The sequence below is a fragment of the Chthoniobacter flavus Ellin428 genome (assembly GCF_000173075.1).
Taxonomy (GTDB): domain Bacteria; phylum Verrucomicrobiota; class Verrucomicrobiia; order Chthoniobacterales; family Chthoniobacteraceae; genus Chthoniobacter; species Chthoniobacter flavus.
The window spans coordinates 592,234-618,460 of record NZ_ABVL01000001.1; the positions used below are offsets into that span (position 1 = coordinate 592,234).

Sequence of the window (26,227 nt, forward strand, 5' to 3'; positions counted from 1 at the left end):
AGCGAAGCAAATACCGTTACTTTTGTTCCTCCAGCTCTTGGCGGAGCGCGATTTCTCCCAACCAGCGTCGCACGGCATTTTCCTCGGCGGCCGTCAGTCCCTCCAGCAGCCACGCCTCGATCTTCTGCACTCGCGTGCGGCATAGCGTGAGCAGCTTTTGCCCAGCCTCGGTCACGTCGAGATGTTGAATCCGTCCGTGGATGGAATGAGGGCGGCGGGCGATGGCGCCCATTTTCTCCAGATTGGTGACGATGACGCTGACCGTCTGCGGAGTAAGCAAGGAAAGCCGGGCGACGTCCGCATTCGAAATTCCCGGATATGCGTTGAGCATGGTGAGCACGGCAAACTGTGGAGGGGTCACATCCAAGTCGGCCAGGGCGCGTTCCATGCGGAGTCGATGAATCGCGTGCGCTTGTCGCAATAGATAGCCGACGTGTCCCGCTTCCCCGCGCTTGCCTTCACCGGGGCGGGGGATGGCGGGGACGGAGGACGAAGCCGGAGGGGAAAAGCGCTTGCGCATCATATCAGAGTTCGAATATGTTGTTCGAGTTCTGATATCATTCACACATTCACCGATTCTGACAAGCCATGACCTCTTCTCACGCCCGCCTCGATTGGTCTGAATTCAGCCAGGTGGCCCCAGCTGCCAATGCTGCGCTCATGGAAGTCGGCAAAGCCATTCGCGCTTCCGGTCTCGATCGAGATCTTACCGAACTCGCCCAGCTCCGTGCCTCGCAAATCAACGGCTGCACCTTCTGCACGCAGTTTCACCTCAATCATCTCCGCCAGCTTTCCGTTTCGCAGATCAAACTCGACCTGCTGGCCGCCTGGCGCGATGCCGAGGTCTTTTCCGATCGCGAAAAAGCCGCGCTGGAGTGGACGGAGATGCTCACCGCCCTCGACCACGAAGGCGTACCCGACTCCGCCTATCAAGCCGTGTCCGCGCATTTCTCCCAGAGCGAACTGGCCTACCTGACGGCTGCCGTGGGAATGATCAATGCCTGGAACCGGATCAGCATTGCCTTCCGTTTTCCGCCTCCGCCGTCCACGCTCGAGCCCAAGACCGCGGCCCAATGAGTGCCGCCTCCGACGCGGTTATTGAGATCCGCGAACTCGATCTCGAGACGGAAGCGCGCTTGTGTTTTCCCCTGATGCGGCAGCTTCGTCCGCATCTGTCATCCGAAGTGGAATTCATCGCGCGCTGGCGCCGTCAGCAAGCTGACGGATATCGCCTCCTGGGGCTCTGGGAGAATGGCCGCCTTTTGGCTCTGGCGGGTTTTCGGATCATCGAGAACCTGGTGCATGGTGCCCATCTCTACGTGGATGACCTGGTGACCTCCGAAGAGGCGAGGGGGCATGGCCATGGCGCCCGGCTGCTCCAGCGTCTCCGCGAGGAAGCTCGGATTCTTGGTTGTGAAAAGCTCCTCCTCGATACGCCGTTGTCGAACGTCCTCGCGCACCGCTTCTATTACCGGCAAGGATTGCTCGGTACAGCCCTGCGCTTCTCCATCGTTGTGGATGAGGTGAAATGAGGTCGGATTGAAAACCTCGGATGGCCCGTCCTGAGGATGCCGATCTAAAATCGGCTGGGGGACGCTTTCCCGTAGAACCCGCAATGCGAAAATGTTGACTCGAAGGCTCCCTCGGACTTTTCTGCAGAAGAGTTCACGCTGGAGGCCACTACGTATATTTTCCGCTGTTTTAAACCCGGGGCATACGTATTGCTCCCTCCACAGGGTAGTCTATGCGCGCTTTTCACGGTCTATGAATGAAGGGATTCATCAGCCTCAGACGCCGGACGGGTCAACGACTCCGGCGGAGGCGCCCGCGTCGCGGCAATTGGTGAATCCCAATCTCAGCGGTTCGTTGATCGCGGACCACGAGGCGCTGAAGAACGATTTGCTACAGGCGCAGGATCTGGCGGCGGATTTTCAGCGGCAGCTCGCGGGCAAATCGAACGAGTACGCCCAGCTCAAACAGATTCTCGAGAAGACCACGCAGGATTTGGAGCATTTGCAGGCCGGTATCGTGGAACTCCGTGCGGAGCGGCACCGACTGGCCAACGAGGCCATGCGCGCGGTTGCCTTTGAGATCAAGCTCGCGAAGGTCACTGGTGAACGTGATCACCTGCGGATCGATCTGGAGATCGTTCGGCAGGCCATGGCCAGGAAGATGGAAGAAATGACCACCCAGTTGCGGCAGCGCGACCGGCGGATTGCCGAACTGGTGATCGAGACGGTGAGTTTGCGGAACGCCAGGCCGGATGGGGAGAGCGCCGTTCCTCCCGGGCCGGAAGTGCCTCTGAATCAGCCACCAGCGATGAGTGCGGAGGCACCGGATGTCGAAATCGTCCGCGCTCCGCCCGCGGACAAACCACGCAAATTGCCATCCGTGGGATAAAAACGCGGCCCACTCCTCGCCGAAGCGTGAAGTGGGCCGCCCACTTTGTGCGGCCATGTTATCCCCCGATCGCATGGCTGCAAATATTGGTGAGTCTAAGTGGTGCCTTGATTGGCGACCGCAGCATGGGGGTGCCGTGTGGCCAATGAGTGACGGGAACGCGACAACTGGGTGAAATAATCGCCTGCGCCCCCGTTGCAATTGGCTGGCGGAAATCGGAGCTTGTGAAAAGTTTCACAAATTCGGCTTGCGAGTCTGCGGCCACGTTCGCACACTGCAGTCCAACGTGCGTTCCATGCCCGCCATTGCGCTATCCCTTTCTCTCGTCATCGGCCTCTCGGCCTGTGGCCCCCGCTTGGCGGATCGCAATATCGACGCCGTGAACAAGCTCTACGAGCAGGCGGAAAAGAGTGGCAAGGCGCTTTCCATCAAGGAAGTCGAAGCCATTCTCGGGCAGCCGAACCGCGTTGAATCCTTTCCCATCGAGATGCAGACCACGAAGGATCTGCCCGGGGTGCGTTATTACTACAAGCAGGATGGTCACACCATCGAGCTGCACTTCGTGGACAATAAGCTCATCCGCCGGGTCGACCACTTCGGCGAAACGCCTGCGCCCGAAGATAGCGAGCTTCACATGATTCCGCGCCGTCCGCCGTCGCCGGAAATGACCACCCCGCTGCCCAACACCAGCGAGCCGAAAGCGACCGCGCCCACCACGCCCGCGCCTGCTCAGCCGCGCCAGCCCAACTGATTTTCTAATGGAAGTTCCATCCGACCTGCTCGCAAAAATCGACGAAGCGATCACGCACTATCCCGCCTCGAAGCGGAGTGCTTCGCTGCCCCTGCTGCACCTGTGGCAGGAGCATTTCGGCTTCATCAGCGACGAAGCCATCTCCTGGATCGCGCAGAAGCTCGAATTGCAGCCGATCAATATCCTCGAGTTGGTCACCTTCTACCCGATGTTCCGCCGCGAGCCCGCGGGCAAGCGCCACATCCGCGTCTGCCGCACGCTCTCGTGCGCCATGGCCGGCAGCTACGAGCTGAAGGAGAGGATTGCCGCTGCCGCCGGGATCGATCTCAAAAAGTGGGCAGAGGAAGGCGCGCATCATGCCAATGCCGGTCACGGCAATCCCATCGCCGTTTCGCCCGATGGCCAATACTCCATCGAATTCGTCGAGTGCCTCGCCAGTTGCGGCAGCGCGCCGGTGGCGATGGTCGACGACAATTTCAAGGAGAACGTCAAGCTCGAGGACGCCGCCAAGCTGCTGAAGCTCCAGCGCAGCGACGCCACCATGCCGCGCGTGCGCCCGCCGCATCCGCGCGAGAAGCGCGTCGTTTTCAAGAACATCGATCGCGAAGGCTGGACGAACGACCTCAACTGCTACCTGAACGACGGCGGCTACAAACAGCTCGAGCAGGCGCTCAAGATGAAGCCGGAGGAGATTGTCGATGAGGTGAAGAAATCCGGCCTGCGTGGCCGTGGCGGCGCGGGTTTCCCCTGCGGCGTCAAGTGGGGCTTCATCAAGCGCGGCGGGCCGAAGCCGACCTATCTCATTTGCAACGCGGACGAGTCCGAACCCGGCACGTTCAAGGATCGCTACATCATCCACCAGGACCCGCATCAGTTGATCGAAGGCATGGTCATCTCGTGCTTCGCGGTCGGCGCGAACCTCGCCTACATCTACATCCGCGGTGAATTCCCGGAAGGGGCGCAGATTTTGGAAAAGGCGCTGGCCGAAGCTCGGGCGAAGAATTTCCTCGGCAAGAACATCCTCGGCTCCGGCTTCGACTGCGAGATCTACGTGCACCGCGGCGCGGGCGCTTACATCTGCGGTGAGGAGACCGGCCTCATCGAATCGCTCGAGGGCAAGCGCGCTTACCCGCGCATCAAGCCGCCTTACTTCCCGGCGGTGCTCGGTCTATATCAGTGCCCGACCATCGTGAACAACGTCGAGACGCTCTGCGACGTGAAGCACATCCTCGCGATGGGCGGCGGCGCGGGATACGCCAAGCTCGGCAAACCGAACAATACCGGCACCCGCATTCTCTGCGTGAGCGGCGACGTGAAGAAGCCCGGCTATTACGAAGTGGAAGTCGGCAGCCTGACGATGGGCGAACTGATCAATGACGTCTGCGGCGGCCTGCGCGACGGACGCACGCTCAAGGCGGTGATCCCCGGCGGTTCCTCGGCGAAAGTGCTGAAGGCCGGCGAGAAGTACAAGCTCAAGGACAAGGAAATCACGCTCGAAGAAATCCCGATGGATTTCGACACGCTCGCCGCGGCGGGCTCGATGGCCGGCTCCGGCGGCGTCATCGTCATGGACGACTCGCGCGACATGGTCGAGACGCTGAATAACATCAACGAATTCTACGCCCACGAGTCGTGCGGCCAGTGCACCCCGTGCCGCGAAGGCGCGTTGTGGATGAAGAAGATCACCGACCGTATCATCGAGGGTGGGGGAACGGCCAAGGATCCTGACGTGCTCAAGAACGTTGCCGACAATATCGCCGGCAAGACCATCTGCGCCTTCGGCGAAGCCTGCTCGTGGCCGACGCAGTCGTTCGTCCTCAAGTTCCGCGACGAATTCACCGCCAAGGCGAAGAAGGACATCCCGCCGCCCATGCCGCCGGAATACACCCCGGAGCAACTCGTCGAAAACGAGAAGATCGAGACGCTGCACGACCAGCGCACCGGCGCCCCGTTTGCACCCGCCGCTACCAAGTAACTTTTGATGAGCACCGAAACCGCCGCTCCAGTCCAAATGTTGAACGTCCAGGTTGATGGCGTTTGGCACCAGTTTCCCAAAGGCACCCGCGTGATTGAGGCCTGCTCGCAGGCCGGCAAATACGTTCCGCGTTATTGCTACCACCCGAAGCTTTCCTCGCCGGGTAACTGCCGCATGTGTCTCGTCGAGATGGGCATGCCGAAGATGACGCCGGACCGCAAGCCGGTCGTCGGCGCCGATGGCAAGCCGGAGATCGCCTGGATTCCGCGTCCGCAGATTTCCTGTGCGCAGGACGTCGCCGAAGGCATGGGCATCCGCACCGATTCGCCGATGGCGAAGGAGTGCCGTCAGGGTGTGATGGAGTTTCTGCTCATCAATCACCCGCTGGATTGCCCGATCTGCGATCAGGCCGGCGAATGCCGCCTGCAGGAATTCTCGGTCGAATACGGCCAGGGCGAATCGCGTTTCCTCGAGCACAAGGTCAAGAAGCCGAAGAACGTGGAGCTCGGACCGCGGGTCACGCTCGATGCCGAGCGCTGCATTCTTTGCACGCGCTGCATCCGTTTCATGAAGGAAGTGGCTCACGACGACGTGCTCGGCATCGTCGATCGCGGCAGCTACAACAGCATCGCCTGCCATCCGGAACGCGTTCTCGATAACAACTACTCGCTCAACACCGTGGACATCTGCCCGGTGGGCGCTCTGACCTCGACGGATTTCCGCTTCAAGATGCGCGTGTGGTTCCTCAAGGAAACCAAGACTGTCGATGTCAATTGCGGCACCGGCTCGAACATCACCATCGGTTCGCGCGAGAATAAGATCTACCGCATCACCCCGCGCGAAAATAACGACGTGAACGGCGTGTGGCTGCCGGATTCGCATCGCCTCAATTTCAAATACGTCGCCGATGCGCATCGCCTGCATCAGCCGACGGTGAAGGGTCAGCCGGTGGAGTGGCGCACGGCCATCGCCATCGCCGCCGAAGTGCTGAAGTCCAAGCCGAGCGAACAGATCTGGTTGCTCGCTTCCGGGCGGCAGACCAACGAAGAGCTCTTCCTCACCACGCGCCTCGTCAACGCGCTGAACATCAAGAAGCAGCACGACATCCTGCCGCGCAACGGCACGGCGGACGGCCTGCTCATCGCCGCGGATCGCAATCCGAATACCAACGGCGCCAAGGTGCTCGGTCTCACCACCAGCAAGCCCGGCGGACGTTTGAAGAAGTTCGTCGAAGGCGTGCGCGCGGGGACGATCAAGGTGGTCATCACGATGGGCGAAGACCTCACCAAGGCCGGCCTCACCGAGGAAGACCTGGCGAAGCTCGACGCAATCATCGCGCTCGACATCCTGCCCAACAAGACGACGCCGCATGCCACCGTCCTCCTCCCCGCCAGTGCGTGGGTCGAGAAGCGTGGCTCGATGATCAATCTCAAGGGCCGTCTTCAGCGCCTCAATCGCGCGGTCAACGCCCCCGGCGAAGCGCATGACGACTGGGAGATCCTGCGCGATCTCATCCAGGCGGTCTCCGGCTCCAATGGCCTCTACATGATCGAGGACGTTTTCAAATCGCTGGCGGCCGAAGTGAAGGAATTCGCCGGCCTGAATCTCAGCAAGATCGGTGACCTCGGTGTGCAGGTCATCCAGGAAAAGACGCCTGAACCCGAACCCGCTGAAGCCGCGAAGTAAGTCACCATTTTCGATCGATGGATTACCTATACTCCACTGACTTCCTGTTCCTGGTCGGCACCTCGCTGGCCAAGACGATCTTCCTGATCTTCCTCGTGGTGCTGCCCATGGTCAGCTACACGGTCTATGCCGAGCGCCGTGTCAGTGCACTCATCCAGGACCGCGTGGGCCCGAACCGCACCGGCTTCCCGCTTTCGCTCATCGGTGGCAAAGACTGGTCGCCCTTCCTCGGCGGTCTCGGTCAGCCGATTGCCGACGCGGTGAAGTTCCTCCTCAAGGAGGATTTCGTCCCCGCGCACGTCAACAAGTTCTACTTCTGGATCGCCCCGACGCTGTCGATGATGCCGGCGATCGTCACCCTCGCGGTGATTCCCTTCGGCAGCACGATCCTCGGCGTGCCGATGGTCGTGGCGAATATCAATGTCGGCGTCCTCTTCATGTTCGCCATCTCGAGCGTGAGCGTCTACGGCATCGTTCTCGCCGGTTGGTCGTCGAACTCGAAGTATCCCTTCCTTGGCGGCATCCGCAGCACCTCGCAGATGATCAGCTATGAGCTTGGCATGGGCCTGAGCGCCGTGCCGGTGCTGCTCATCGCCGGCTCCACCAGCCTGCCTCAGATCGTTGAATACCAGATCCACAACGGCTGGATGATGCTGCCTTATTCGAATGGCCATCTGGGGTGGGGGAAGACGCTCCTCTGGATTCCCATCATCATCTCCTTCGTGACGTTCACGATCTCGATGTTCGCGGAGACGAACCGTCTGCCGTTCGATCTTCCGGAATCGGAAACGGAACTCGTCGCCGGTTATCACACCGAATACTCGTCGATGAAGTTCGCCCTCTTCTTCCTCGGCGAATACACCGCGATGATTGCGGGCAGTGCGCTGATCGTCGTGCTTTACCTCGGCGGTTATCACGTCCCGGGTATTCCCAACGGCGATGCACAAGGTGGCATTCCGATATTACGCCACGTCCCCGGTCTCATTTGGGGGATCGTGAACATCACCGCCTTCTTCGCGAAGGTGGCCGCGCTTCTCTTCGTCTTCATCTGGGTCCGCTGGACCCTCCCGCGTTTCCGCTATGACCAGCTCATGAAGCTCGGCTGGCTCTACATCTTCGAAATCGCCCTCGTGAACATCTTCCTCACCGCGGGTATCCTCGCCTGCACTCACTAACATGGCCTACGTTGTCCCACGTCCCAACCTGACTTGGAAGGAGAAGATCTATCTTCCCTCCATCGTCGCCGGCCTCGCCATCACCATCAAGCATCTCAAGCGGATGCTCAAGGGGGAGACCAAGGTCGTCATGCAGTATCCCGAGGAAAAATGGGATGCGCACATGCCCGAGCACTATCGCGGCGCCCCGACGCTGGTCAAAGACGAGCACGACCGCGAACGCTGCGTCGCCTGCCAGCTCTGCGAGTTCATTTGCCCGCCGCGGGCGATCACCATCACGCCCGAGGAAATTCCCGCCGAGTCGAAATTCGCCAAGGTCGAGAAGCGTCCGAAGGAATTCGAGATCGACATGATCCGTTGCATCTACTGCGGCCTCTGCGAAGAAGTCTGCCCCGAGCAGGCCATCTTCCTGCGCAAGGATTACGCGATCACCGGCACGACCCGGGCCGAGATGAAGCACGACAAGGCCAAGCTCTATGAGCTCGGCGGCGTGATGAAAGGCCTCGTGCACAAGTGGAACCCCAAGAAGTAATCCGCTGATGTCGCCGATCCTTTTCTATCTCTTTGCCGCGTTGACCGTCTGCTTCGGTATCGCCGTGGTTGCCAATCGTAACCCGGTGGCCAGCGCGTTGTGCCTCGTGGTTTCCTTCCTCGGGCTGGCGGCGCTGTTTGTCGGCCTCGATGCCTATTTCATCGCTGTGATCCAGGTGCTCGTCTATGCGGGCGCGGTCATGGTGTTGTTCCTCTTCATCATCATGTTGCTCGACCTGAAAGCCGAGACGCGGCGCAAGCCGAACCTGCCGGCCTATGTCGGCGGCGGTCTCGTGGCCCTGGCCTTCATCGCGCAGCTCTGGCTGGTCCTCGAGCGTTACTCCGCGGCCCATCAGCCGTTTCCCACGATGTGGGCGAGCGAAGGCAAGAGCATCGACGACGTGACCAACGTGGGCACCACGCTCTTCTCCGTTCATAACCTGCCATTCCAGGTCATCGGCGTCCTCATCCTGGTCGCCACGATCGGGGTGGTCGTTCTCTCCAAGCGCGAACTGAAATGACGATAACTCTCTTTCACTACCTCTTCGTCAGCGGCCTGCTCTTTGCCATCGGCCTCGCCGGGGTCATGCTCCGCCGCAATATCATCATCATCTTCATGTGCCTGGAGCTGATGTTGAATGCGGCCAACCTCTCGCTGGTCGCTTTCTCCCGCTTCAATCTGGTCAACGGCCTGCCCAACTACAATGCGCAGGTCCTCGTCTTCTTCATCATCACCGTCGCCGCGGCTGAAGTCGCGGTCGGCCTCGCCATCATCGTCGCTCTCTATCGCGCCCGGCAGACGACTCACGTCGAGGACATCAACTCTTTAAAATTCTAGAGCCCGCGAATCACTCGAATTACTCGAATGTCTGAAACCGAAAATATCCTTTTCAAAGAGGAGAGCTACCGAATTCTCGGTGCGTGTTTCGCGGTGTACAATGACAAGGGTTGCGGTTTTCTAGAGCAGGTTTTTCACGAATGCTTGGAAATCGAATTCGAAGCTGAAGGAATACCATTTCGCTCGAAGCCCCCGATGACCCTGACTTATCGCGGCCGTACCCTGACCCAGACGTTTCAGCTCGACTTCATCTGTTTCGAAAGAGTTCTTCTCGAGATTAAAGCGGTCTCGAATTTGGTTGATGAGCACCGCGCCCAAGTCATTAACTATCTCGCTGCCAGCGGCTACGATTTGGCGTTGCTCGTCAACTTCGGTCATTATCCCAAGGTGCAATACGAGCGTTTTATTCGTGGTGAGAAATTGAAAGCCGCCGCTCAACGAGTCCCTACAATTAAAGAGGAAATTTATTTGTGAAATCCATTAGTGTTATCCGCGTGATTCGCGGGCCAATTCATCCCTTGTTGTCAGTCTAAGATGGACGCACACTTTCCCTGGTTCATTCTCCTCGCCCCGCTGTTCAGCGCTGTCCTGATCCAGCTCTTCCTGCGCAAATCGCGCGGCACGGCTGCCGGCATCTCTGTCCTGACGGTCGCGTTGACCTTCATCGCCGCCCTCTTCGTTTTCGCCGGCCACAACGGCACGTCGGAGATTCCGTGGCTCGACTTTCGCCCGGCCTTCTATGTGCCCATCGGCGTGACCGTCGATGAGCTGAGCAAGCTCATGCTCCTCGTCGTGACCGGTGTCGGTACGTTGGTTCACATCTACTCCCTCGTTTATATGGAGGAAGGATGAAAGCGAAGCGCGCTTCTTCGGGCAACCTCTCGCTCTTTCATGTTCTCGATGCTCGGCATCGTGCTCGCGAATAACTTCGTGATGATGTTCATCTTCTGGGAACTCGTCGGCGTGAGCTCGTATCTGCTCATCGGCCACTGGTTTACCCGCGATTCGGCGGCGGCCGCGGCCAACAAGGCCTTCCTCGCCAACCGCATCGGTGATTTCGGGTTCATGCTCGGCATTTTGATGGTATGGACGGCGACCGGCAGCGTGGTCTTCAGCGAGATGCAGGGGGCGTTGCCCAATCTCAGCCTGACCGCCGGCTTCCTCACGCTGGTCACGGTCCTGATTTTCTGTGGCGCGATCGGCAAGAGCGCCCAGTTCCCGCTGCACGTGTGGTTGCCCGACGCCATGGAAGGCCCCACGCCGGTGTCCGCGCTCATCCATGCCGCGACCATGGTGGCGGCGGGCGTTTACATGCTCGCCCGGGTGTCCTTCCTCATTCAGCTCTCGCCCACCGGCCAATCGGTGATCGCCGCCATCGGCATCATCACCGCCGTGCTCGCCGCGCTCATCGCCACGCAACAGGATGACATCAAGCGCATCCTCGCTTACTCGACCCTCTCGCAGCTCGGTTACATGATCTGCGCCATCGGCCTCGCTGCACCGGGCGCCGCGATGTTCCATCTCTTCACCCACGCCTTCTTCAAGGCGCTCCTCTTCCTCGGCGCCGGCGCGATCATCCACGCCATGCATCACGAGCAGGACATCTGGAAAATGGGTGGCCTCCGCAAAAAGATGGACTGGACGTTCTGGACGTTCGCCGCCGGTTACCTGGCTCTCATCGGGACGCCGTTGTTCAGCGGATTCTTCTCGAAGGATGTGATCCTGCTTGCCGCCTGGCAGCAGCATTCCTATCTCGTCTTCCTCCTCGGAGTCTTCACCGCGTTCCTCACCGCCTTCTACATGACGAGGCTCTTCGTCGTGACGTTCCTCGGTTCGTCGCGCAGCGATGCCGCCGACCACGCCCACGATGGTTCGTTCCGCATGACCGCTCCGTTGGTGATTCTCGCCTTTTTCTCGGTTTTCGCCGGTTATCACTTCATTGGCGGCCACGCTCTTGGTGAGAATTTCTCCCAAGCGGTGGAGGGAATCGAGCACGGCGGGGGACATGGTGTGGTCGCCACGCTGGCGATTCTCGCTTTTGTCTTCGGCACCGGTCTTGGCTACTTCCTTTATTCCGGCCGCTCGAAGGAACCGTTCCCGTTCGCGCCGCTGCGGGATAAGCTCTACTTCGACGAAATCTACGCCGCGCTCATCGCCGGCACACAGGAGTTGCTCGCCACCATGGCCCGCTTCATCGATCAATGGATCATCGATGGCATCCTGGTCCGCGCCACCAGTGGTGCCGTGTGGGGCATCGGCTACGTCCTGCGCTTCCTGCAGTTTGGTAACCTGCAAGGTTACGCCTTCCTCTTCGGCCTCGGCGTCGTGGCCACAATCTACTTCCTGGTTTTTCGCTGATGCTAAGTCTCATCATCTTCATCCCCATCCTCGCGGCCCTGGCCATCCTGGCCGGTGCCCCGGCTCGCAAGACGGCGCTTGGCGCGGCTACCGTGCAGTTCTTGCTCACCCTGTTCGGCTTCCTGTCTTACAACAAGGCCGCCGGCGGTTTTCAGTTCCAATCCATCACGCCCATCGTGCCGGAGTGGAAGCTCAACTACGCGGTCGGCGCCGATGGCCTGAGCTTGGTGATGCTTCTGCTCACCGGCATCGTCACTCTCGCTGCCGTGTGGGTGACACCGAAAATCGAGAAGCGGGAGAATCTCTTCTACGCCTGCTTGCTCTTTATCTCCGCGGGCGCGGCGGGTGCCTTCGCTTCCACCGATCTCTTCTTCTTCTATTCGTTCCACGAACTGGCGCTCATCCCGACCTTCCTGCTCATCGGTTTGTGGGGCTATGGTGAGCGTTACACCGCCGCGTGGAAGATTACGATCTACCTCGGCCTCGGCAGTATCATCCTGCTCATCGGCCTGGTAGATCTTTACCTGGCAGTGCCGGCGGCTTCCCGCACCTTCAGTCTCATTGAACTGCAGCGTCTCGCGGGCAACGGCCTCATTCCCGCCGCCGCCCAGAGCCGTCCGTACCTTTTCCTGTTGATCGGCTTCGGCATCCTCATCTCGCTCTTCCCGTTCCATTCCTGGGCGCCGCCGGCCTACTCCTCCGCGCCGACCCCGGTCGCGATGTTGCACGCCGGTGTGCTGAAGAAATTCGGCCTCTACGGTCTGATCCGCATCGCGCTGCCGCTGCTGCCGGAGGGCGCCAAAGTCTGGGCGAGCCTCCTGCTCATCCTGCTCGTCGGCAATATCATCTACATCGGTCTCGTGACCATCGCGCAGAAGAAGCTCGACCTGCTGCTCGGCTATTCGAGCGTGATGCACATGGGCTACATCTTCCTCGGGATCGCCGCGCTGAATATCGTCGGCGTGAGCGGCGCCGCGTTGCTCATGTTCGCCCACGGTCTCTCGATCGCCGCGCTCTTCGCCCTCGCTGGTTTCCTCCGGCAAAGGAATCCGTTGCTCCTGCTCGAGAGCTTTGGAGGCGTGGCCAAGTCCGCCCCGTGGATGGGCTTCGTTTTCGGCCTCGCGGCCTTTGCCTCGATCGGCCTGCCCGGCTTTGCCAATTTCGCCAGCGAAGTGAACGTCTTCTTCGGCGCCTTCAAGCCCGGTCCCGGCCTCGTCGCTCCGAATTTCCAACTCGCCACCGTCTTCGCCCTCTGGGGGGTGGTGATCTCCGCCGTCTACATGCTCCGCGCCTACCGTGCCATCTTCCTCGGTGCGCCCGGAAAGGATTCCGCGGAATACGTTGATCCCATCAAATCGCTCCGCTGGCCGGTCATCCTTCTGCTCGCCCTCCTGCTTGTCGCGGGCTTCGCGCCGAGCGCGTTCCTCGCCTACGTGCAGCCGAGCATCCAAGCCCTTCTGCCGAAATAAATGATCTCTTCGATTTCTCTCGAAACCGCCGTCCTGATTCTCGGCATCATCATGTTGCTGATGGAGTCGTTTAGTAAGAGCGAGGACAAACGTGGCCTCGCCAGGATGGCTATCGCCGTCCTGCTGGCGCTGGTCGGCTTCTCTTTCTTCGCCCGGGCCGATGTCGGCAACCTGGCTCCATTCTATATTGCGGATCCCACCGCGCTGTTCTTCAAGCGCATTGCGCTCCTCACCACCATCGTCGTGTTGATCATGGCGCTGGAATACAAGGATGTGCTGGCGAAGTTCATTCCCAGCGCGACACCCGGGGCGGGCCTTGGCGAGTTCTACAGTTTGCCGGTCTTCACCTGCGCGGGACTCATGTTCATGGCGAGTGCCGTGGACTTCCTCCTCATCTTCGTCTCGCTCGAACTCGTCACCATCAGCTTCTACATCCTCGTCGCTTACATGCGCCGGCAATCCGCTTCGCTGGAAGCGGGGGTGAAGTACCTGATTCTCGGTGCGCTCAGCACGGGCTTCTTCGTCTATGGCATCACCTGGATTTTCGGAGTGACCGGCCAGACGAACCTCGAGTTGATCCGCCAGGTGGTGGCCGCTGGGCATGTCCCGCAGGCGCCCTTCCTTTTCGGTGTGGTCCTCATTCTGGTCGGCCTCGGCTTCAAGGTTGCCGCGGTGCCGTTCCAGCTTTGGGTGCCGGACGTCTATCAAGGCGCGCCCACGCCGGTCACGGCTTTCTTAGCGTCGGCTCGAAAGCTGCCGGTTTCATCGTGCTCCTGCGGGTGTTGCAGCCCTTCCTCGCGGCTCCGGGCGCGGGCGAAAAGATTCTAATGGTGCTCGCCGTCATCGCGGGTGCCACGCTCATCTACGGCAATCTCGCGGCCCTGCCGCAGGACAACTTCAAGCGCCTGCTCGCTTACTCGTCGATTGCCCACGCCGGCTATCTGCTCATCGCGGTGGCCAGCGTTTCCGGTTCACCGGAAGGCTTCGGGTCCTCGCGTGTGGCGGTGGCTTATTATCTCGCGGGTTATCTCCTGATGACCCTCCTCAGCTTCCTGGTGATGATCGTGGTGGCCAATCATTCGCGCGGAGATGACATCGCGCATTTCAACGGCCTCGCCAAGCGCTCGCCGTTCCTCGCCTTCGGCCTGCTCGTGGCCATGCTGTCCCTCGCTGGTGTCCCGTTCACCGTCGGCTTCTTCGGCAAGTTCCTCGTTTTCGCCACCGCCGTGCAAGCGCACAACTACGGCCTGATCGGCATCGGTATCGTCACCGTGGGCGCGGGCTTCTACTACTACCTGCGTGTCGTGGCCGCGATGTACTGGCAGGAGCCCGGTGACGAAACGGTCATCAAGGTCGCCCCGCTGACCAAGTTCACGGTTGGAATCCTTGCGCTGTTCATCTTCATCTTCGGCATCTTCCCGCAACCGATCCTGAAATCGCTAAAGGGCGTGCCGATCGAGACCCGTGTGGTGACCCACCCGGTCGCGCAGAAGTAACGGAGGGACGCGCTCCCGCGCGTTCCCCATCTTCGCGGTCAGACGGAGGGAAGAGTGGGAAGCGCGCAGGAGCGCGTCCCTCCGGCTAATCGCCCAACTCGACGTTCCAGTAGGCGAGATCCACGAAGTGCCGCCAACTCTCATGCCGGTGGCCGTCGAAGGTGATACTCACGAAGGGCCGCCATTTCGGCCGGACCGGCTTCTTGATCAGGCGCATGCCCGCCTGGAGGGGCAGGCGATTGCCCTTCTTTGTGTTACACGGGATGCACGAGCAGACAATGTTCTCCCACGTGGTCTGGCCGCCTTTGTCGCGGGGCAGCACGTGGTCGAGATTCAGGTCGCGCTTGTCGAAGACCTTGCCGCAGTACTGGCAGGTATTCTTGTCGCGCTCGAAGATGTTCGCGCGGGTGAATTTCACTTCCTTCTTCGGCAGGCGATCAAAGAACATCAGCACGATGATGCGCGGGATGCGGATCTTGAAGGCGATGGTGTGGACCATTTCCTCCTCAGGTTCGCGATGTGAAAAGTCGCGCCAGCTTTCGAAGTCGTGCGTACGGAAATTATTGCCCCCATCCGCGAAAACAATCTGCGCATGCCCCTGGCACACGAGAGTAAAAGCCCGCCGCACTGTGCAGACATTGATTGCCTGCCAGAGCCGATTGAGTACGAGTACTTGTCGATCGAGCATAGGGGAAAATGCGCTCGGGGCTCGGAAATTTGCGCGGAAGCTAGCAATGGTCGGGCGTCGTGTCAATGAATCGGGCACTTTGTCACCTGAACGTTGCTGGGGGGGCGGCCTCGTTTTACCGAGGGTGAAGTCCCCGGCTTGTGGGGTGGACCACGGATGGAAGTTTCTCGCCGCAGCGTTGCTCGGTGCTATGCTGGATGACCTTCCTATGAAAAGCCGACTGCTTCTCTCCCTCGTCTTGCTCACCCTGTCGCTATCGACATTCGCTGCTGAGGAGCAGAAGACGGTCTCGGTGCCGGTTATCGATTTTTCGAAAGTGAAGTCGGCCGACGAGGCTTGGAAGCAGGTGGAAAACTCCCAGAAGTCGCCCACGGAGACGCCGAAATCGCAGGAAGAAGCATTCGACCAACTCCTGAAGTACTTCCTGACCGCGCAATCGACAGCGGAGGCCTTCGTGAAAACATTTCCCGCCGATGAACGGAGCTGGCGGGCACGCCTGATCGTCCTGCGGGTCGCCTTGAAACTGCGGGAATACGGTATCCAGGATCCGAACGCGGATGAGCAGAAGAAACTGAGCGAAATCCTCGATGCCCCGGAGGCACCGGCGACGATCAAAGGGGAAGCTTCGTTCATGAAACTCCTGCTCGAGAGTTCCACGCTGACCCCGGACAAACCCGAGGGATTCGTCGCGTTCCAGAAAACGGTCGCGGATTACCTGGAGAAATACCCAGACCACGTACTGGCTGAGCAGGTGAAAGCGCTGCAAATGCGGGCATTGGATGCGGATCCCACGTCGGAGGGCATGGCGACGCTGAAAAAACTGGCGGCCGGTTCCGACCCGCGCCAGGCGGAAGTGGCCAAGGCCGCGCTCGAACGCAAAGAGAAAACCGCCCAGCTCACGAGCAAACCGGTCGATTTATCGTTCACTGCATCGGACGGCCAGCCGGTCGACTTTGCCAACCTGCGCGGCAAGGTGGTGTTGCTGGATTTCTGGGCTTCGTGGTGCGGGCCCTGCATGCGAGCGATGCCGACGGTTTCGGCTACTTACCAGAAGCTGCATGACAAGGGCTTTGAGATCGTTGGGATCTCGCTGGATCAGGACAAGGACGCGATGGAAGAGACGATGAAGAGGATGAATATGACCTGGCGCCAGCATTTCGACGGTGACGGTTGGGACGGCAAAATCGTCAAGCAGTTCGGCGTGCAGGCGATTCCATCGGCGTGGCTGATCGATAAGAAAGGGATGATTCGCAAGGTCGGCTTGACCGACGACGAACTCGCGCCCGAGGTCGAGAAGCTGCTGAAGGAATAAGCTGCGATGCGTGGCGCGTTCGTAGCGGCCCTGCTGGCGCTTTTGGTCTGCGATGTCCGCGCAGACGACCGGGGCCTGTTCGTCGCTGTCGGGTACGGAGGGCGGCGCATCACCTCGCGCGATGGGGTGACTTGGGAAAACGACCAGCGTTGGAGCGACCAGGCGGCGGACAACGACGATGTTCTTTTCAACGTGGCTTTTGGTGCGGGTCGTTTCATTGCCGTAGGCGGCGGTTCGCGGACCGGGCACATCCTGAGCACGGTCGACGGGCGCGAATGGAAGTCACTGCAGGAGGTGAAAGGACGTGTGGCAACGATCGCCTTTGGTCACGGTTTGTTCGTGGCTGGCCACGATGCCGAACTGATGTATTCGCAAACAGGCGAGAAGTTCGATTACGGTGCGCGGCTCGACTGGAAGGGGAGCGTGCATGCGCGTCGGAGTGCCTGTGGCGATACCGAGGCGGGATTTCGTTTCGTCATCATCGGTGATGTCGATCTCTGGGCGGACAAAAAACGTGTGAGTTGGCGCGGAGTGACGAGCGACGGGCGGAGTTGGGAACATACGGCGCTGGATGCGCCTGCCGCGCGTGATGTGGCCTACGGGTCAGGACACTTCGTGGTCGTGGGCCCTAATGGCCTGATCGAAAGCTCGCACGATGGCCAGGCGTGGGAGCGACACGAAACCGATGTGATGGAAAACTTCTCGCACATCGCGTGGACCGGCACGCGCTTCCTCGTGAGCGGTGGCCGGGCGGTGTGGGCTTCGCCCGATGGGCTTGCGTGGACCAGGCAGCCGAAGCCCATTCCCTTCAATGTGGCTTGGGCGCGGGAGGGCATGCTCGGCCTCGGATTTTCGTGGGGCGGAAACATCCACGTCTCCCACGATCTCATGGAGTGGAAGAAGGTGACTATCCCGCCTGGGCCCTCGCTCAATGCGGTGACCTTCGGCCAGCCGTGAGTGGCAACGAAGCGCGTCCGCCTACCTAGCTCCGTAGCGCCGTCAACGCCGCTTCCAGCGAAGGTTCATCCGTGATCGAAATGCACGGCGTGCCCTTGCGTGTCCGATTGAGCAGACCGGCGAGAACGCCGCCCGGCCCGAGCTCGAGGAAAAGGTCGCACTTCTCTTCATCGACGAGGTATTCGATCGTCTCGGTCCAGCGCACCGTGCCGGTCACCTGATCCTGCAGCGACGAGCGGATCTCCTCTTCCTCGCGCACCGGGGCCGCATCGACATTGCAAATCACCATGAAGCGCGGCGTAGCGAGCGAGGTGCGCTGCAATTCCTCGCCGAGCCGGATGAATGCCGAGTTCATGAGCCGCGAATGATACGCACCGGCGACGTTCAAAGTCTTGGCCATGCGGATGCCGTGTTCCTTGGCGAGCGACACGGCCAGCGCCACCTTTGAGCTCTCGCCCGAGACCACGATCTGCCCGGGGCTGTTGAGGTTCGCGACGTCCACATCGGTCTCCGCGGCCAGCGCGCGCACCGTGCTTTCATCCGCGCCGATCATCGCCGCCATGCCACCGCTGGTCTGCTCGCAGGCTTCCTGCATGAACAGCCCACGGCGAGCCACCAGCTTCAGGCCGGTCTCAAAATCAAACGTCCCCGCCGCGCAATGCGCGGTAAATTCGCCGAGCGAAAGACCCGCCGCGGCATGCACCGAAAACTCGCCGACTTCCGCGCGCAACGCCGCGAGCGTAGCCAGGCCGTGCACGAAAAGCGCCGGCTGGCAGTGCTTGGTCTGGGTGAGTTCTTCGTCCGGCCCCTCGAACGCGATCTTGCTCAGCGAATAACCGAGAATGCTGTCAGCCTTGGAAAAGAGTTCCGCGGCGGCAGGATACTTGGCCGCGAGATCCTTGCCCATGCCGACAGCCTGGGCTCCTTGTCCTGCAAAAAGAAGGGCGATGCGTTTATCTTTCATAGTCTTTGTCCGAGGCGGAGCGTCCGTGCGGCGCGTGCGGCACTGCGCTCCAGAAATTCCGCGCCACGCTGCATCGCGGCGTCGAGAGACACCGGTTCGTCGATGATGGCGCAGAGCGCGTCGAAGAGGGAACCCACAGCCGGACTGTCGGCGATGGAACCGGCGAACGCCAGCACCGGTTTTTGGTGTTTGCGAGCGAGCGCAGCCACCCCGGCCGGGCCCTTGCCTTCCAGCGTTTGCCCGTCGATGCGGCCTTCGCCGGTGACGACCAGATCGCACGCCGCGATGCGGTCTTCGAGATGCAGCGTGTCGGCGACAAGGTCGAATCCCGAGCAAATTTTCGCCCGGCAAAAACTCAATAGACCAAAAGCAATCCCGCCCGCTGCGCCGGCTCCCGGCGTATCGCGGAAATCGCACTCCAGATCATTCGCCACCACGTCGGCGAGATTCAGCAGCCCTTCTTCCAGCGCCACGATGTCCATTTCCTTCGCGCCCTTTTGCGGGCTGAAAACGTGGGCCGTTCCGCGCGGGCCGAGCAGGGGATTCTGCACATCGCACGCCGCGATGATTTCCGGCAGATCGATCGCGTTGTGGGCCTCGACGCGGATCAGGGCGAGCAGATTGCCCGGAATCGGCTCCAGGTCCTCGCCGTCGCTGGTCAGAAAATTATAGCCCAGTGCCTCCGCCATGCCGATCCCGCCATCCGTCGTCGCACTTCCACCGAGGCCGACCAGGATTTTGCGCGCCCCACGCTCGGTCGCATGACGAATGAGCTGCCCAGTGCCGAAAGTATTCGCCTGCAGGGGGGCGAGTTCCTCTGGCTTGAGCCGCCAGAGCCCCGACGTCTCGCTCATGTCGATGATCGCCAGCTTCTCGCTTTCCACCCAGGCATAGCGCGCGTCCACCTCGCGCCCGATGGGGTCGAGCGCGCGGGTCGTGACCCACTCGCCACCCAGTGCATCGCGCAAGGCGTCGGCAAAACCTTCCCCACCATCCGCGATGGGTGCGTGCGTGATCTCCACCTCCGGCCATACCCGGCGGAAGCCGGCCGAAATGGCTTCCGCCACCGCCACCGCGGAGAGCGAGCCTTTGAATTTATCCGGAGCAACGAGGATCTTCACAAAAATGGGACGGGGAGTGTCGGTGCAACCGTGCAGATTGACAAGCTGCCAGAGCCAAAAAATCAGCTGAGAAGATTCCGCGCCCGGGGGCACTCGGAGGGATGCGCTCCCGCGCGTCCCCATCTTCCTGGAAATCCACTGCCAGAAGAAGTTTGGGAACTCGCAGGAGCGCATCCCTCCGGATAAGCGCCTCGCTACGAGCTTCTTATTTAGCACCGGGCGTCGTCGACCGAGACGCCCCCTGCAACTCGCTGACCTGAGCCTCGGCCTCCGCCGTTTCACGTTCCACCGCCGCCATATCTTCCGGCGAGGCCCTTCCAGCCAGGGACATTTGTTTTAACACTTCGAGTCGCTCGCGCGCCCCATCGCGCCGCGCCTTCGCCGCCCCCAGTCGATCCCCGACAAACATGGCCTCCGCCCATTGCAACTGCTCCCTGGCCTTCATGCAGGTCACTTGATCAATGTTTCCCGCCTCGAAGCGCTTCTGGGCCACGTCGAGGGCTTCCCGAGCCGAGTCGACCACGGACTGGGGAACGAGATGGCCATTGCTCTGAGTGACCGGCAGAAGACCACCGTTCGGCGTGCCAGACATCTGCAACTCGCCGACCCGAGCTTCCGCCTCGGCCAGTTCGCGCTCGGCCGCAGTCAGTTCATCATCTACCGGCACGGGGCCAGATTGGCCCCGAAGCGCCAGCCGCTGCCTTTGCAGCAAGGTCAGGCGCTCCTTCGCCCCATCCCGCCGGGCCAGTGCGGCGCGCAGACGATCGCCCGCATACATCGCTTCCGCCCAGCGCAATTGCTCCTCCGCTTTCGAAACCGCGCTGGGGTCCTTGAAGCCGGCTTGAAAAAGCTTCGTCGCCCGATCCCGTGCCGCTCGCGCCGAGTCCACCACCGATTGCGGAACGAGATGAATTTCGGTTTTCGTGTTGGGCTGATGCGGAGAATGCGCGGTCCGCGCTTCCGCAGCTTGGCGTGCGGCGGCTTCCCTGGCGATGGCCGTGGCTTGTTGCGCGACCGCCTGCCTGTTCGAGCTTGCTGCGCGGCCATAAAGCCAAAATACCCCCGCGCAGAGCACAAAGAAGCCGAACACGATCACGGCAACGATGCCCGAGACCAGCCAGACCCAGGCGTGCCGCGATTTGGTATTGCCTGCGCTCCCAGGCTCTCTGGTAGCGGAGTCCCCCGCCACTCTCTCGCGTCCTCGCGAATACCGATAGACCACCGCGAGAGAGCCCAGGACGAGAACGCCGATAAGAGTAGTATTGAGCGGCGTGAGGAAACTGCCTGAGCCGGCGATGGAGAAAGTGACCAGCAACAAGAGCAGCGCCGGCAATAGAATCATCGCCCATACGGCGAGTGCGGCGGGCGAGGAGGGGAGACCGAGTTGCTCCGCGGGGGTGGTCGCGGGCGCCTTGCCCGTCGTGGCCGTGACGGCGTCCCTGATGGCCGCGAACCATTCCGCGCCGAGCCGATTGACGTGCCCGGGCGAGTCGATCAATCCCTCGTTGGGGGTGAGCAACACGCGCCGGGTCTCGCCTCCTTCCTCATAGCTCACGCTGATGTAATTAATCCCGGCCGGATTCATCATCCGCGGAAAATGCCCGATGCTCAGATCGCCGATGGCTGCCAAGGGAATGCTCGTGGGCGTTCTGGCCAGCGCGAAGGAGAGTTGCTGCTCGTCGAGGTGTAGCTGGGTGTTGGTGCGATGAAGAAAAAAGCGCCCTTCGAATGTGCGGAGCTGGTCGGGCGTCGTGACATAGGCCATGCCGATTTTGAGGACCCGCGGCGGAGCACCTGGCGCCGGATTGGCCTTCGCGGACGCCGTCGGATGGCTCGCCACCGTTTCGACTTGGGTGCGCAGTTCCGCCGCCGTCTGAAACCGCATCTCCGGCGCCTTCTCCAGTGCGCGCAACACGATCTCGTCCAGCCGCACGTCGATCTGCAGCCCACGAAGGCGGGACGAGGGCGGCTGCAGCTTTTCTCCCGGCAGTTCGCCGGTGAGCATCTCGTAAAGCACGACCCCGAGTGAATAGATATCCGCGCGGTGATCGGTGCGCTGATGTTGTTTCTGCTCTGGCGCCATGTATTGCGGCGTGCCGGCCGGTTGGGATTCGGCGATGCCGGTGGAGGACTCTTCACCGAGCATCTTGGCGATCCCGAAGTCGGCGATTTTCACGCGGCCTTCTTTGTCGAGCAGGAGGTTCTCCGGCTTGATGTCGCGATGCACGATCCCGTGCTCATGGGCATACTGCAGCGCAGCGCAAATCGGCGGCACAATGGCCAGCGCCTGCTCCGGCTTGAAACGTCCGGCCTGCATCGCCTGGCGCAAGTTCACGCCATCGATGAATTCCATGAGCAGGTAATAGAACCCGCCCGCCTGCCCGAAATCATGCACCGTCACGATATGCGGATGACTCAGCGCGGCCAGCGCCTGCGCCTCCTGGGCGAAGCGCTTCGCAAAATCCGCATCACCCGCCCGTTCCGGGGCGAGTAATTTCAGGGCGACCAGCCGGTTCAACGATTTCTGCCGTGCCTGGTAGACCACCCCCATTCCGCCGCGGCCGAGGCATTCGAGGATATCGAGCTGGGGAAAATGGGGCGTGAGTTCCTCCGGTGTAGGCGCCGCCGGCCGGCCGGCGGCGGCTTCCGCGTCCGTGAGAGTATCGGTGCCCAGGTTCATCGCCGCCAGGCAGCGGGGGCAGAGGCCCTGGGGAGCATCGGCGGGCAGGAGAGCACCGCATTGCGGGCATTTCGCTGGTTCATTTGGATTCATCACCAGTGGAGTTACGAAATTTCCATGGAATGTTACGGTCGATCAGCTGCGACCGAGCACTGCCACGAGGTGGCGCAATTCCTCTTCCACCGATTCTCCTTCCGCCACGGTGGCGGCGATGGCCTCACGGAAAAGCTGGCGAAAGCGCTTGCGCAGCCGATGCACCGCCACGCGCGCGGCGCCCTCGCTGTGGCCCAGCTCCACGGCCAGTTCGGCATACGGAATCCCGCCGCGATCCGCCGAGAGCCAGTGCTTCAAGCACTCGAACTCCGCTTCCTTTCCCGCTTCGGCAAATTCCGCGCGCAATTGCTCCAGCGCTTGATTGAGCAGCGTCATCGCCCAGCGCCGCTCGTAAATGTCCTCCGCCGTCCATGGCTCCGTTGGTTCACCGGCGTATCGCTGCTCGGCATCCGTGGTATCGAGCGAAAGATGCGTCCGCCCGCCGCCGCGTTTCTGCGCGCTGGCCCGCTGCCACTCTTTGGCCATGAATCGTTTCAGCGCCACGAGGAGAAACGTGCGAAACCGCCCTTTCTCCGGCGCCGCCGCCAGCAGCCAATCTTTCTCCAGCAACTGGGCGAAAAATTCCTGCGTCAGGTCCTCGGCATCCTGCGGCGCCTGTCCCATCCGCCGCGCATAAGCATAGAGCGGATACCAATAGGAACGGCACAACGTCTCCAAGGCTACCCGCGCCACCGTCGCGGCGTCGCCCTGCGCCGCGAGCACGACCGACCAATGGGTCGTCAGAAATTGAGGAGAGGGAGGGGAGGCGCGCGACACGGTGGAAAGTTCGCATCTTTCTTACCAAAATGACGCCAGCCGTTACAGGCTCAATGAACGAAGCGATGGCGACGGCTCATTTCGCCCGCTCCCAAGCGGTAACCTTCATCATGATCGGCCGGAGATGGTGAACCGTGACTGCGTGCCAGAGCTTCCCCGAAACTCGAAAGCGCGTTTTTCCCAAGTCCGCGCTCTGCACCGGGCGTTCCGCGCCGAGATCGATCTCCCGCACATTTCGCTCTGCCGGGCAGAAATCATCGCCCTCCTTGCCGAGCACGGAGATCGGAATGTCGAGTTGCAGGATCAGGTGCGGAGAGGGCTGATGCAGCGGCTTGGATTCATCGAGGGCATGATTCCGTCGCGCCTCCGCCACCGCCCGCGCGACCGCTTTCGGATCGCGCAACGGCGAAAGGTCGCTATCGACGAAACTCATGTCGTATTCGCGAATGATCGTTCCGACTGAGCGTCAGCGGCTGGTCATATGAAACGCTCCGCGGTTCAGTTGCCCAAAGGCTGGCGAAGCATGAAGTCACGAGTAGAAAAAGGAGGGGACGCATGGAGCGTTGCATCAGGAAAAAGAAGAGTGACCTACGAGAAAACGAATCCCCCCATTCCATTCTTACAGGATTCTTCACCTAATTTCCTGTTTGGATGAGACCGGTCAGCGCGCTCTTCCGCCGATAACTCGTGGGCGTTTTTCCAAAGTGCTTTTTGAACTTCCTGGAAAAATAGAACGGGCAGAGAAATCCGCAGGCTTCCGCGATCTCATGCATCGGCTGCGAAGTGCTGATCAGCAATTGCGAGGCGCGTTGAAGCCGGCGTTCATTGAGCCATTCCATGGGCCGCCGGCCGGTGTTTTTGCGAAAGAGGCGGGCGAAATAATCGGAATTCAGTCGCACCGACGCCGCCCAGCTTTTGATGGTGATGCACTCGCCTAACCGCGAGAGCGCCCACTCCTCGGCCGAAAGAATGCGGTCTACGGCGGCGGTCGGCTCGGAGAAATTCGATGCGGTTGCCGGGCGCAAAAGATCGAGGACGCCCGCCAGCCAGCGGATGATTGCGCCCGCGATGGCCAGATCCTGATGGGGGCCGCCGCGGCGGAAAGTGGCGAGGACCTTCTCAAATTCGGCGACGTAGGACGCAGGATCCGGCAGGGTATAGCGTCGCTCAAAGGCATAGTGCAGAAGCCGGTTGGCCACTCCACCTTGCTCCAGAGCCAGGGAAACCGAGAGGCTTGCGTGCGGGCGTTCCGCCTGGTGCCCGAAATAAAACTCATCGCCCCCTCGACCGACGAGCAGGTCACCGGCGCGCAAATTCAGCCGCACGCCGTTGATCACCACCCAGCAACTTTCCGTCTCGACGAAGAAAAAGAACACCATATCGCCCATCAACCGTGCCTTCTTGATGTGCCATTCCGGATACCCGGCGTAGCGGCCAAACCAATGGACCCTCAATCCCAAACGGCCCTCAAAAGCCAGGGGCAAGTCGTGGTGATAGGGGAGATATTTCATGGTCGAAAAAATACAGGAATCGGCCGCCCAACGTCCATTCCCGCAACGACAAAATAGGGTATTCCTAACGCATCTATGCGCCATTCTCCCAGTAAAACCGGTCAGCCACCCCGTCCTGCACTGTCTCTTGGAACCACTTCGTCCATGGAAAATTCAGGACTCCCCACACGGCGTTCTTTTCTCCAAACGTCGACGCTCGCCGCTGCGGGATCTCTCGTCGGCTACCATCTCCTGGGCGAATCGGAAGTCGCGGCGAAGAAATTACGCGTGGGCATTGTCGGTGGAGGCTTTGGGGTGAACTTCCAGTTCCACGAGCACCCCGATTGCATCGTCGAGGCCGTCAGCGATTTGCGCCCGGGAACGCCGGGGAAAAACTGAAAAGCACCTACAAATGTGATAAGGCCTACGACTCGCTCGAGGAACTGGTGAAAGACCCGAAGATCGAGGCCGTGGCGCTCTTCACGCCCGTGCCCGATCACTCGCGCCACGTCCTCCTGTGCCTCGCCGCCGGCAAGCACGTGCTCTGCGCCGTCCCCGCCGCCATGACGCTGGAGGATTGCCAGAAGATGATCGACGCGGTGAAAAAGACGGGGCTGACCTACATGATGGCGGAGACGAGCCACTGGCAGCAGTTCACGATTTCCGCCCGAAAGTTCTATCGGGCCGGCGAATTTGGCTCCCTTTACTTCGTGGAGTCCGAATATCACCACCCTGGTCTCGAATCACTTTTCTTCGAGAATGGCCAGCGCACCTGGCGCTACGGTATGGCCCCGATGCAGTATCCCACGCACTGCACCTCGCACCTGGTCAGCGTGTCTGGTGAGCGTCTCACCGAGGTGACCTGTCATGGGTGGGGCGACGGCAATCCCATTTTGAAGGACAACGTCTATCAGAATCCTTTCTGGAATGAGACGGCTTTCTTCAAGACCAGCCGGGGCAACTCCATGCGCGTGGCGGTGTGGTGGCGCGGCGCGCAACCGGGGGGTGAACGCGCCCGTTTTTACGGCGACAAGATGAGCTTTTATTACCGAGGTGCGCAACCGGGCGCCGACGCCGTGAAAGTGCATTCCCATGCCGAGCCCGTGCTGGAAAAAGATGCCGGTGGTTTCTCCCGCTTCGCCCAGTCGGTGGAGCACTTCGAGGAAGTGAAGTGGTGGCAAACCGATCTGCTTCCCGCCCCCCTGCGGCACGCCAGCGGACACGAGGGATCTCATTGTTTCATCACCCACGAATTCATTACCGCCGTCCTGCAACAGCGCAAACCCGCCGTGGATATCTATGAGGCCGTGGCCTACACCGCCCCGGGCATCGTCGCCCATCAATCGGCCCTGAAAGGCGGAGAACTGCTGAAGGTGCCGCAATTTGACGCCAAGGTCTAACGGGAATGGCAGCACGATCTTAACCTTGGCTGTGACAGGCCCGGAAGTTAACCTCGTGCCCCGTGT

28 protein-coding genes and 1 pseudogene are annotated in these 26,227 nt (G+C 60.9%); 21 read left to right on the forward strand and 8 right to left on the reverse strand.

The annotated features are described in order from the left end of the window. Positions 1–16: 16 nt before the first annotated feature. On the reverse strand, positions 17–523 hold the full coding sequence (locus CFE428DRAFT_RS02485) for a MarR family winged helix-turn-helix transcriptional regulator (RefSeq protein WP_006977849.1): 507 nt from the start codon (positions 521–523) through the stop codon (positions 17–19). Positions 524–588: 65 nt separating this feature from the next. Between CFE428DRAFT_RS02485 and CFE428DRAFT_RS02490 the strand changes: the two genes are divergently transcribed. The 17 genes and pseudogenes from CFE428DRAFT_RS02490 (at position 589) to CFE428DRAFT_RS40270 (ending at position 14,679) form a co-directional block, all read left to right on the forward strand. Beyond that, positions 589–1,077, forward strand: a complete 489-nt coding sequence (locus CFE428DRAFT_RS02490; RefSeq protein WP_006977850.1) for a carboxymuconolactone decarboxylase family protein — start codon at positions 589–591, stop codon at positions 1,075–1,077. Further along, the gene (locus CFE428DRAFT_RS02495) at positions 1,074–1,532 is read left to right on the forward strand and encodes a GNAT family N-acetyltransferase (protein ID WP_006977851.1); all 459 of its coding nucleotides are present in this window, start codon (positions 1,074–1,076) and stop codon (positions 1,530–1,532) included. Before CFE428DRAFT_RS02490 ends, CFE428DRAFT_RS02495 begins: the two co-directional genes overlap by 4 nt. 232 nt (positions 1,533–1,764) lie before the next feature. Beyond that, on the forward strand, positions 1,765–2,400 hold the full coding sequence (locus tag CFE428DRAFT_RS02500) for a hypothetical protein (RefSeq protein WP_006977852.1): 636 nt from the start codon (positions 1,765–1,767) through the stop codon (positions 2,398–2,400). Positions 2,401–2,686: 286 nt separating this feature from the next. Then, positions 2,687–3,151 carry a hypothetical protein gene (locus CFE428DRAFT_RS02505; protein WP_131989151.1) on the forward strand — a complete coding sequence of 155 codons (465 nt, stop codon included), beginning with the start codon at positions 2,687–2,689 and terminating at the stop codon, positions 3,149–3,151. Positions 3,152–3,158: 7 nt separating this feature from the next. Beyond that, positions 3,159–3,659: pseudogene (locus CFE428DRAFT_RS40880) on the forward strand (NADH-quinone oxidoreductase subunit NuoE family protein); the annotation flags it as partial. 33 nt (positions 3,660–3,692) lie between these two features. Further along, positions 3,693–5,126 carry an NADH-quinone oxidoreductase subunit NuoF gene (gene nuoF, locus CFE428DRAFT_RS02510; protein WP_042724310.1) on the forward strand — a complete coding sequence of 478 codons (1,434 nt, stop codon included), beginning with the start codon at positions 3,693–3,695 and terminating at the stop codon, positions 5,124–5,126. A gap of 6 nt (positions 5,127–5,132) precedes the next feature. Continuing rightward, complete coding sequence (locus CFE428DRAFT_RS02515) at positions 5,133–6,812, forward strand: NADH-quinone oxidoreductase subunit G (RefSeq protein ID WP_006977855.1); 1,680 nt, start codon at positions 5,133–5,135, stop codon at positions 6,810–6,812. A gap of 17 nt (positions 6,813–6,829) precedes the next feature. Continuing rightward, on the forward strand, positions 6,830–7,987 hold the full coding sequence (locus tag CFE428DRAFT_RS02520; protein ID WP_006977856.1) for a complex I subunit 1/NuoH family protein: 1,158 nt from the start codon (positions 6,830–6,832) through the stop codon (positions 7,985–7,987). Between the two features lies 1 nt (position 7,988). Beyond that, positions 7,989–8,519: a NuoI/complex I 23 kDa subunit family protein gene (locus CFE428DRAFT_RS02525; RefSeq protein ID WP_006977857.1), complete on the forward strand. Its 531-nt coding sequence runs from the start codon at positions 7,989–7,991 to the stop codon at positions 8,517–8,519. 7 nt (positions 8,520–8,526) lie between these two features. Continuing rightward, complete coding sequence (locus CFE428DRAFT_RS02530; protein WP_006977858.1) at positions 8,527–9,039, forward strand: NADH-quinone oxidoreductase subunit J family protein; 513 nt, start codon at positions 8,527–8,529, stop codon at positions 9,037–9,039. Then, positions 9,036–9,356 carry an NADH-quinone oxidoreductase subunit NuoK gene (gene nuoK / locus CFE428DRAFT_RS02535; RefSeq protein WP_006977859.1) on the forward strand — a complete coding sequence of 107 codons (321 nt, stop codon included), beginning with the start codon at positions 9,036–9,038 and terminating at the stop codon, positions 9,354–9,356. Before CFE428DRAFT_RS02530 ends, nuoK begins: the two co-directional genes overlap by 4 nt. Positions 9,357–9,383: 27 nt before the next feature. After that, complete coding sequence (locus tag CFE428DRAFT_RS02540; RefSeq protein WP_006977860.1) at positions 9,384–9,830, forward strand: GxxExxY protein; 447 nt, start codon at positions 9,384–9,386, stop codon at positions 9,828–9,830. A gap of 60 nt (positions 9,831–9,890) precedes the next feature. Next, complete coding sequence (locus CFE428DRAFT_RS38655) at positions 9,891–10,208, forward strand: NADH dehydrogenase subunit L (protein ID WP_006977861.1); 318 nt, start codon at positions 9,891–9,893, stop codon at positions 10,206–10,208. Positions 10,209–10,247: 39 nt separating this feature from the next. Beyond that, the gene (locus CFE428DRAFT_RS02545) at positions 10,248–11,714 is read left to right on the forward strand and encodes an NADH-quinone oxidoreductase subunit L (RefSeq protein ID WP_006977862.1); all 1,467 of its coding nucleotides are present in this window, start codon (positions 10,248–10,250) and stop codon (positions 11,712–11,714) included. After that, positions 11,714–13,183: a complex I subunit 4 family protein gene (locus CFE428DRAFT_RS02550; RefSeq protein WP_006977863.1), complete on the forward strand. Its 1,470-nt coding sequence runs from the start codon at positions 11,714–11,716 to the stop codon at positions 13,181–13,183. The genes CFE428DRAFT_RS02545 and CFE428DRAFT_RS02550 overlap by 1 nt, the downstream gene beginning before the upstream one ends. Beyond that, the gene (locus tag CFE428DRAFT_RS40265; RefSeq protein ID WP_006977864.1) at positions 13,184–14,011 is read left to right on the forward strand and encodes an NADH-quinone oxidoreductase subunit N; all 828 of its coding nucleotides are present in this window, start codon (positions 13,184–13,186) and stop codon (positions 14,009–14,011) included. It begins immediately after the preceding gene. Further along, positions 13,963–14,679: an NADH-quinone oxidoreductase subunit N gene (locus CFE428DRAFT_RS40270; protein WP_272941088.1), complete on the forward strand. Its 717-nt coding sequence runs from the start codon at positions 13,963–13,965 to the stop codon at positions 14,677–14,679. Before CFE428DRAFT_RS40265 ends, CFE428DRAFT_RS40270 begins: the two co-directional genes overlap by 49 nt. Before the next feature lie 85 nt (positions 14,680–14,764). Here CFE428DRAFT_RS40270 and CFE428DRAFT_RS02560 read toward each other — a convergent pair whose 3' ends face one another. Next, positions 14,765–15,367, reverse strand: a complete 603-nt coding sequence (locus tag CFE428DRAFT_RS02560) for an HNH endonuclease (protein WP_006977866.1) — start codon at positions 15,365–15,367, stop codon at positions 14,765–14,767. A gap of 208 nt (positions 15,368–15,575) precedes the next feature. On the opposite strand from CFE428DRAFT_RS02560, the gene CFE428DRAFT_RS32835 reads away from it, so the two are divergent. Next, the gene (locus CFE428DRAFT_RS32835) at positions 15,576–16,679 is read left to right on the forward strand and encodes a TlpA family protein disulfide reductase (protein ID WP_006977867.1); all 1,104 of its coding nucleotides are present in this window, start codon (positions 15,576–15,578) and stop codon (positions 16,677–16,679) included. Positions 16,680–16,685: 6 nt separating this feature from the next. Next, positions 16,686–17,636, forward strand: coding sequence for a beta propeller repeat protein (locus tag CFE428DRAFT_RS02570; protein WP_006977868.1), 951 nt, complete (start codon positions 16,686–16,688; stop codon positions 17,634–17,636). 25 nt (positions 17,637–17,661) lie between these two features. Here CFE428DRAFT_RS02570 and fabD read toward each other — a convergent pair whose 3' ends face one another. The 6 genes from fabD to CFE428DRAFT_RS02600 all read right to left on the reverse strand — a co-directional run bounded on the left by fabD (position 17,662) and on the right by CFE428DRAFT_RS02600 (position 24,782). Next, positions 17,662–18,600, reverse strand: coding sequence for an ACP S-malonyltransferase (gene fabD, locus CFE428DRAFT_RS02575; RefSeq protein ID WP_006977869.1), 939 nt, complete (start codon positions 18,598–18,600; stop codon positions 17,662–17,664). Next, complete coding sequence (locus CFE428DRAFT_RS02580; protein ID WP_042724313.1) at positions 18,597–19,721, reverse strand: glycerate kinase; 1,125 nt, start codon at positions 19,719–19,721, stop codon at positions 18,597–18,599. Before CFE428DRAFT_RS02580 ends, fabD begins: the two co-directional genes overlap by 4 nt. A gap of 205 nt (positions 19,722–19,926) precedes the next feature. Further along, on the reverse strand, positions 19,927–22,401 hold the full coding sequence (locus CFE428DRAFT_RS32840; protein WP_006977871.1) for a serine/threonine-protein kinase: 2,475 nt from the start codon (positions 22,399–22,401) through the stop codon (positions 19,927–19,929). Positions 22,402–22,536: 135 nt separating this feature from the next. Beyond that, positions 22,537–23,271, reverse strand: a complete 735-nt coding sequence (locus CFE428DRAFT_RS02590) for an RNA polymerase sigma factor (RefSeq protein ID WP_042724224.1) — start codon at positions 23,269–23,271, stop codon at positions 22,537–22,539. Between the two features lie 76 nt (positions 23,272–23,347). Next, positions 23,348–23,704, reverse strand: coding sequence for a hypothetical protein (locus CFE428DRAFT_RS02595; protein ID WP_006977873.1), 357 nt, complete (start codon positions 23,702–23,704; stop codon positions 23,348–23,350). 202 nt (positions 23,705–23,906) lie between these two features. Further along, a complete protein-coding gene (locus CFE428DRAFT_RS02600) occupies positions 23,907–24,782 on the reverse strand; it encodes a helix-turn-helix transcriptional regulator (protein WP_006977874.1) in 876 nt (291 codons plus the stop codon). A 144-nt stretch (positions 24,783–24,926) separates the two neighbouring features. On the opposite strand from CFE428DRAFT_RS02600, the gene CFE428DRAFT_RS38660 reads away from it, so the two are divergent. Together CFE428DRAFT_RS38660 and CFE428DRAFT_RS02605 are read left to right on the forward strand one after the other, a co-directional pair. Next, positions 24,927–25,160, forward strand: a complete 234-nt coding sequence (locus CFE428DRAFT_RS38660; protein ID WP_006977875.1) for a twin-arginine translocation signal domain-containing protein — start codon at positions 24,927–24,929, stop codon at positions 25,158–25,160. Then, positions 25,106–26,161: a Gfo/Idh/MocA family protein gene (locus CFE428DRAFT_RS02605; protein WP_006977876.1), complete on the forward strand. Its 1,056-nt coding sequence runs from the start codon at positions 25,106–25,108 to the stop codon at positions 26,159–26,161. Before CFE428DRAFT_RS38660 ends, CFE428DRAFT_RS02605 begins: the two co-directional genes overlap by 55 nt. Positions 26,162–26,227 lie beyond the last annotated feature (66 nt).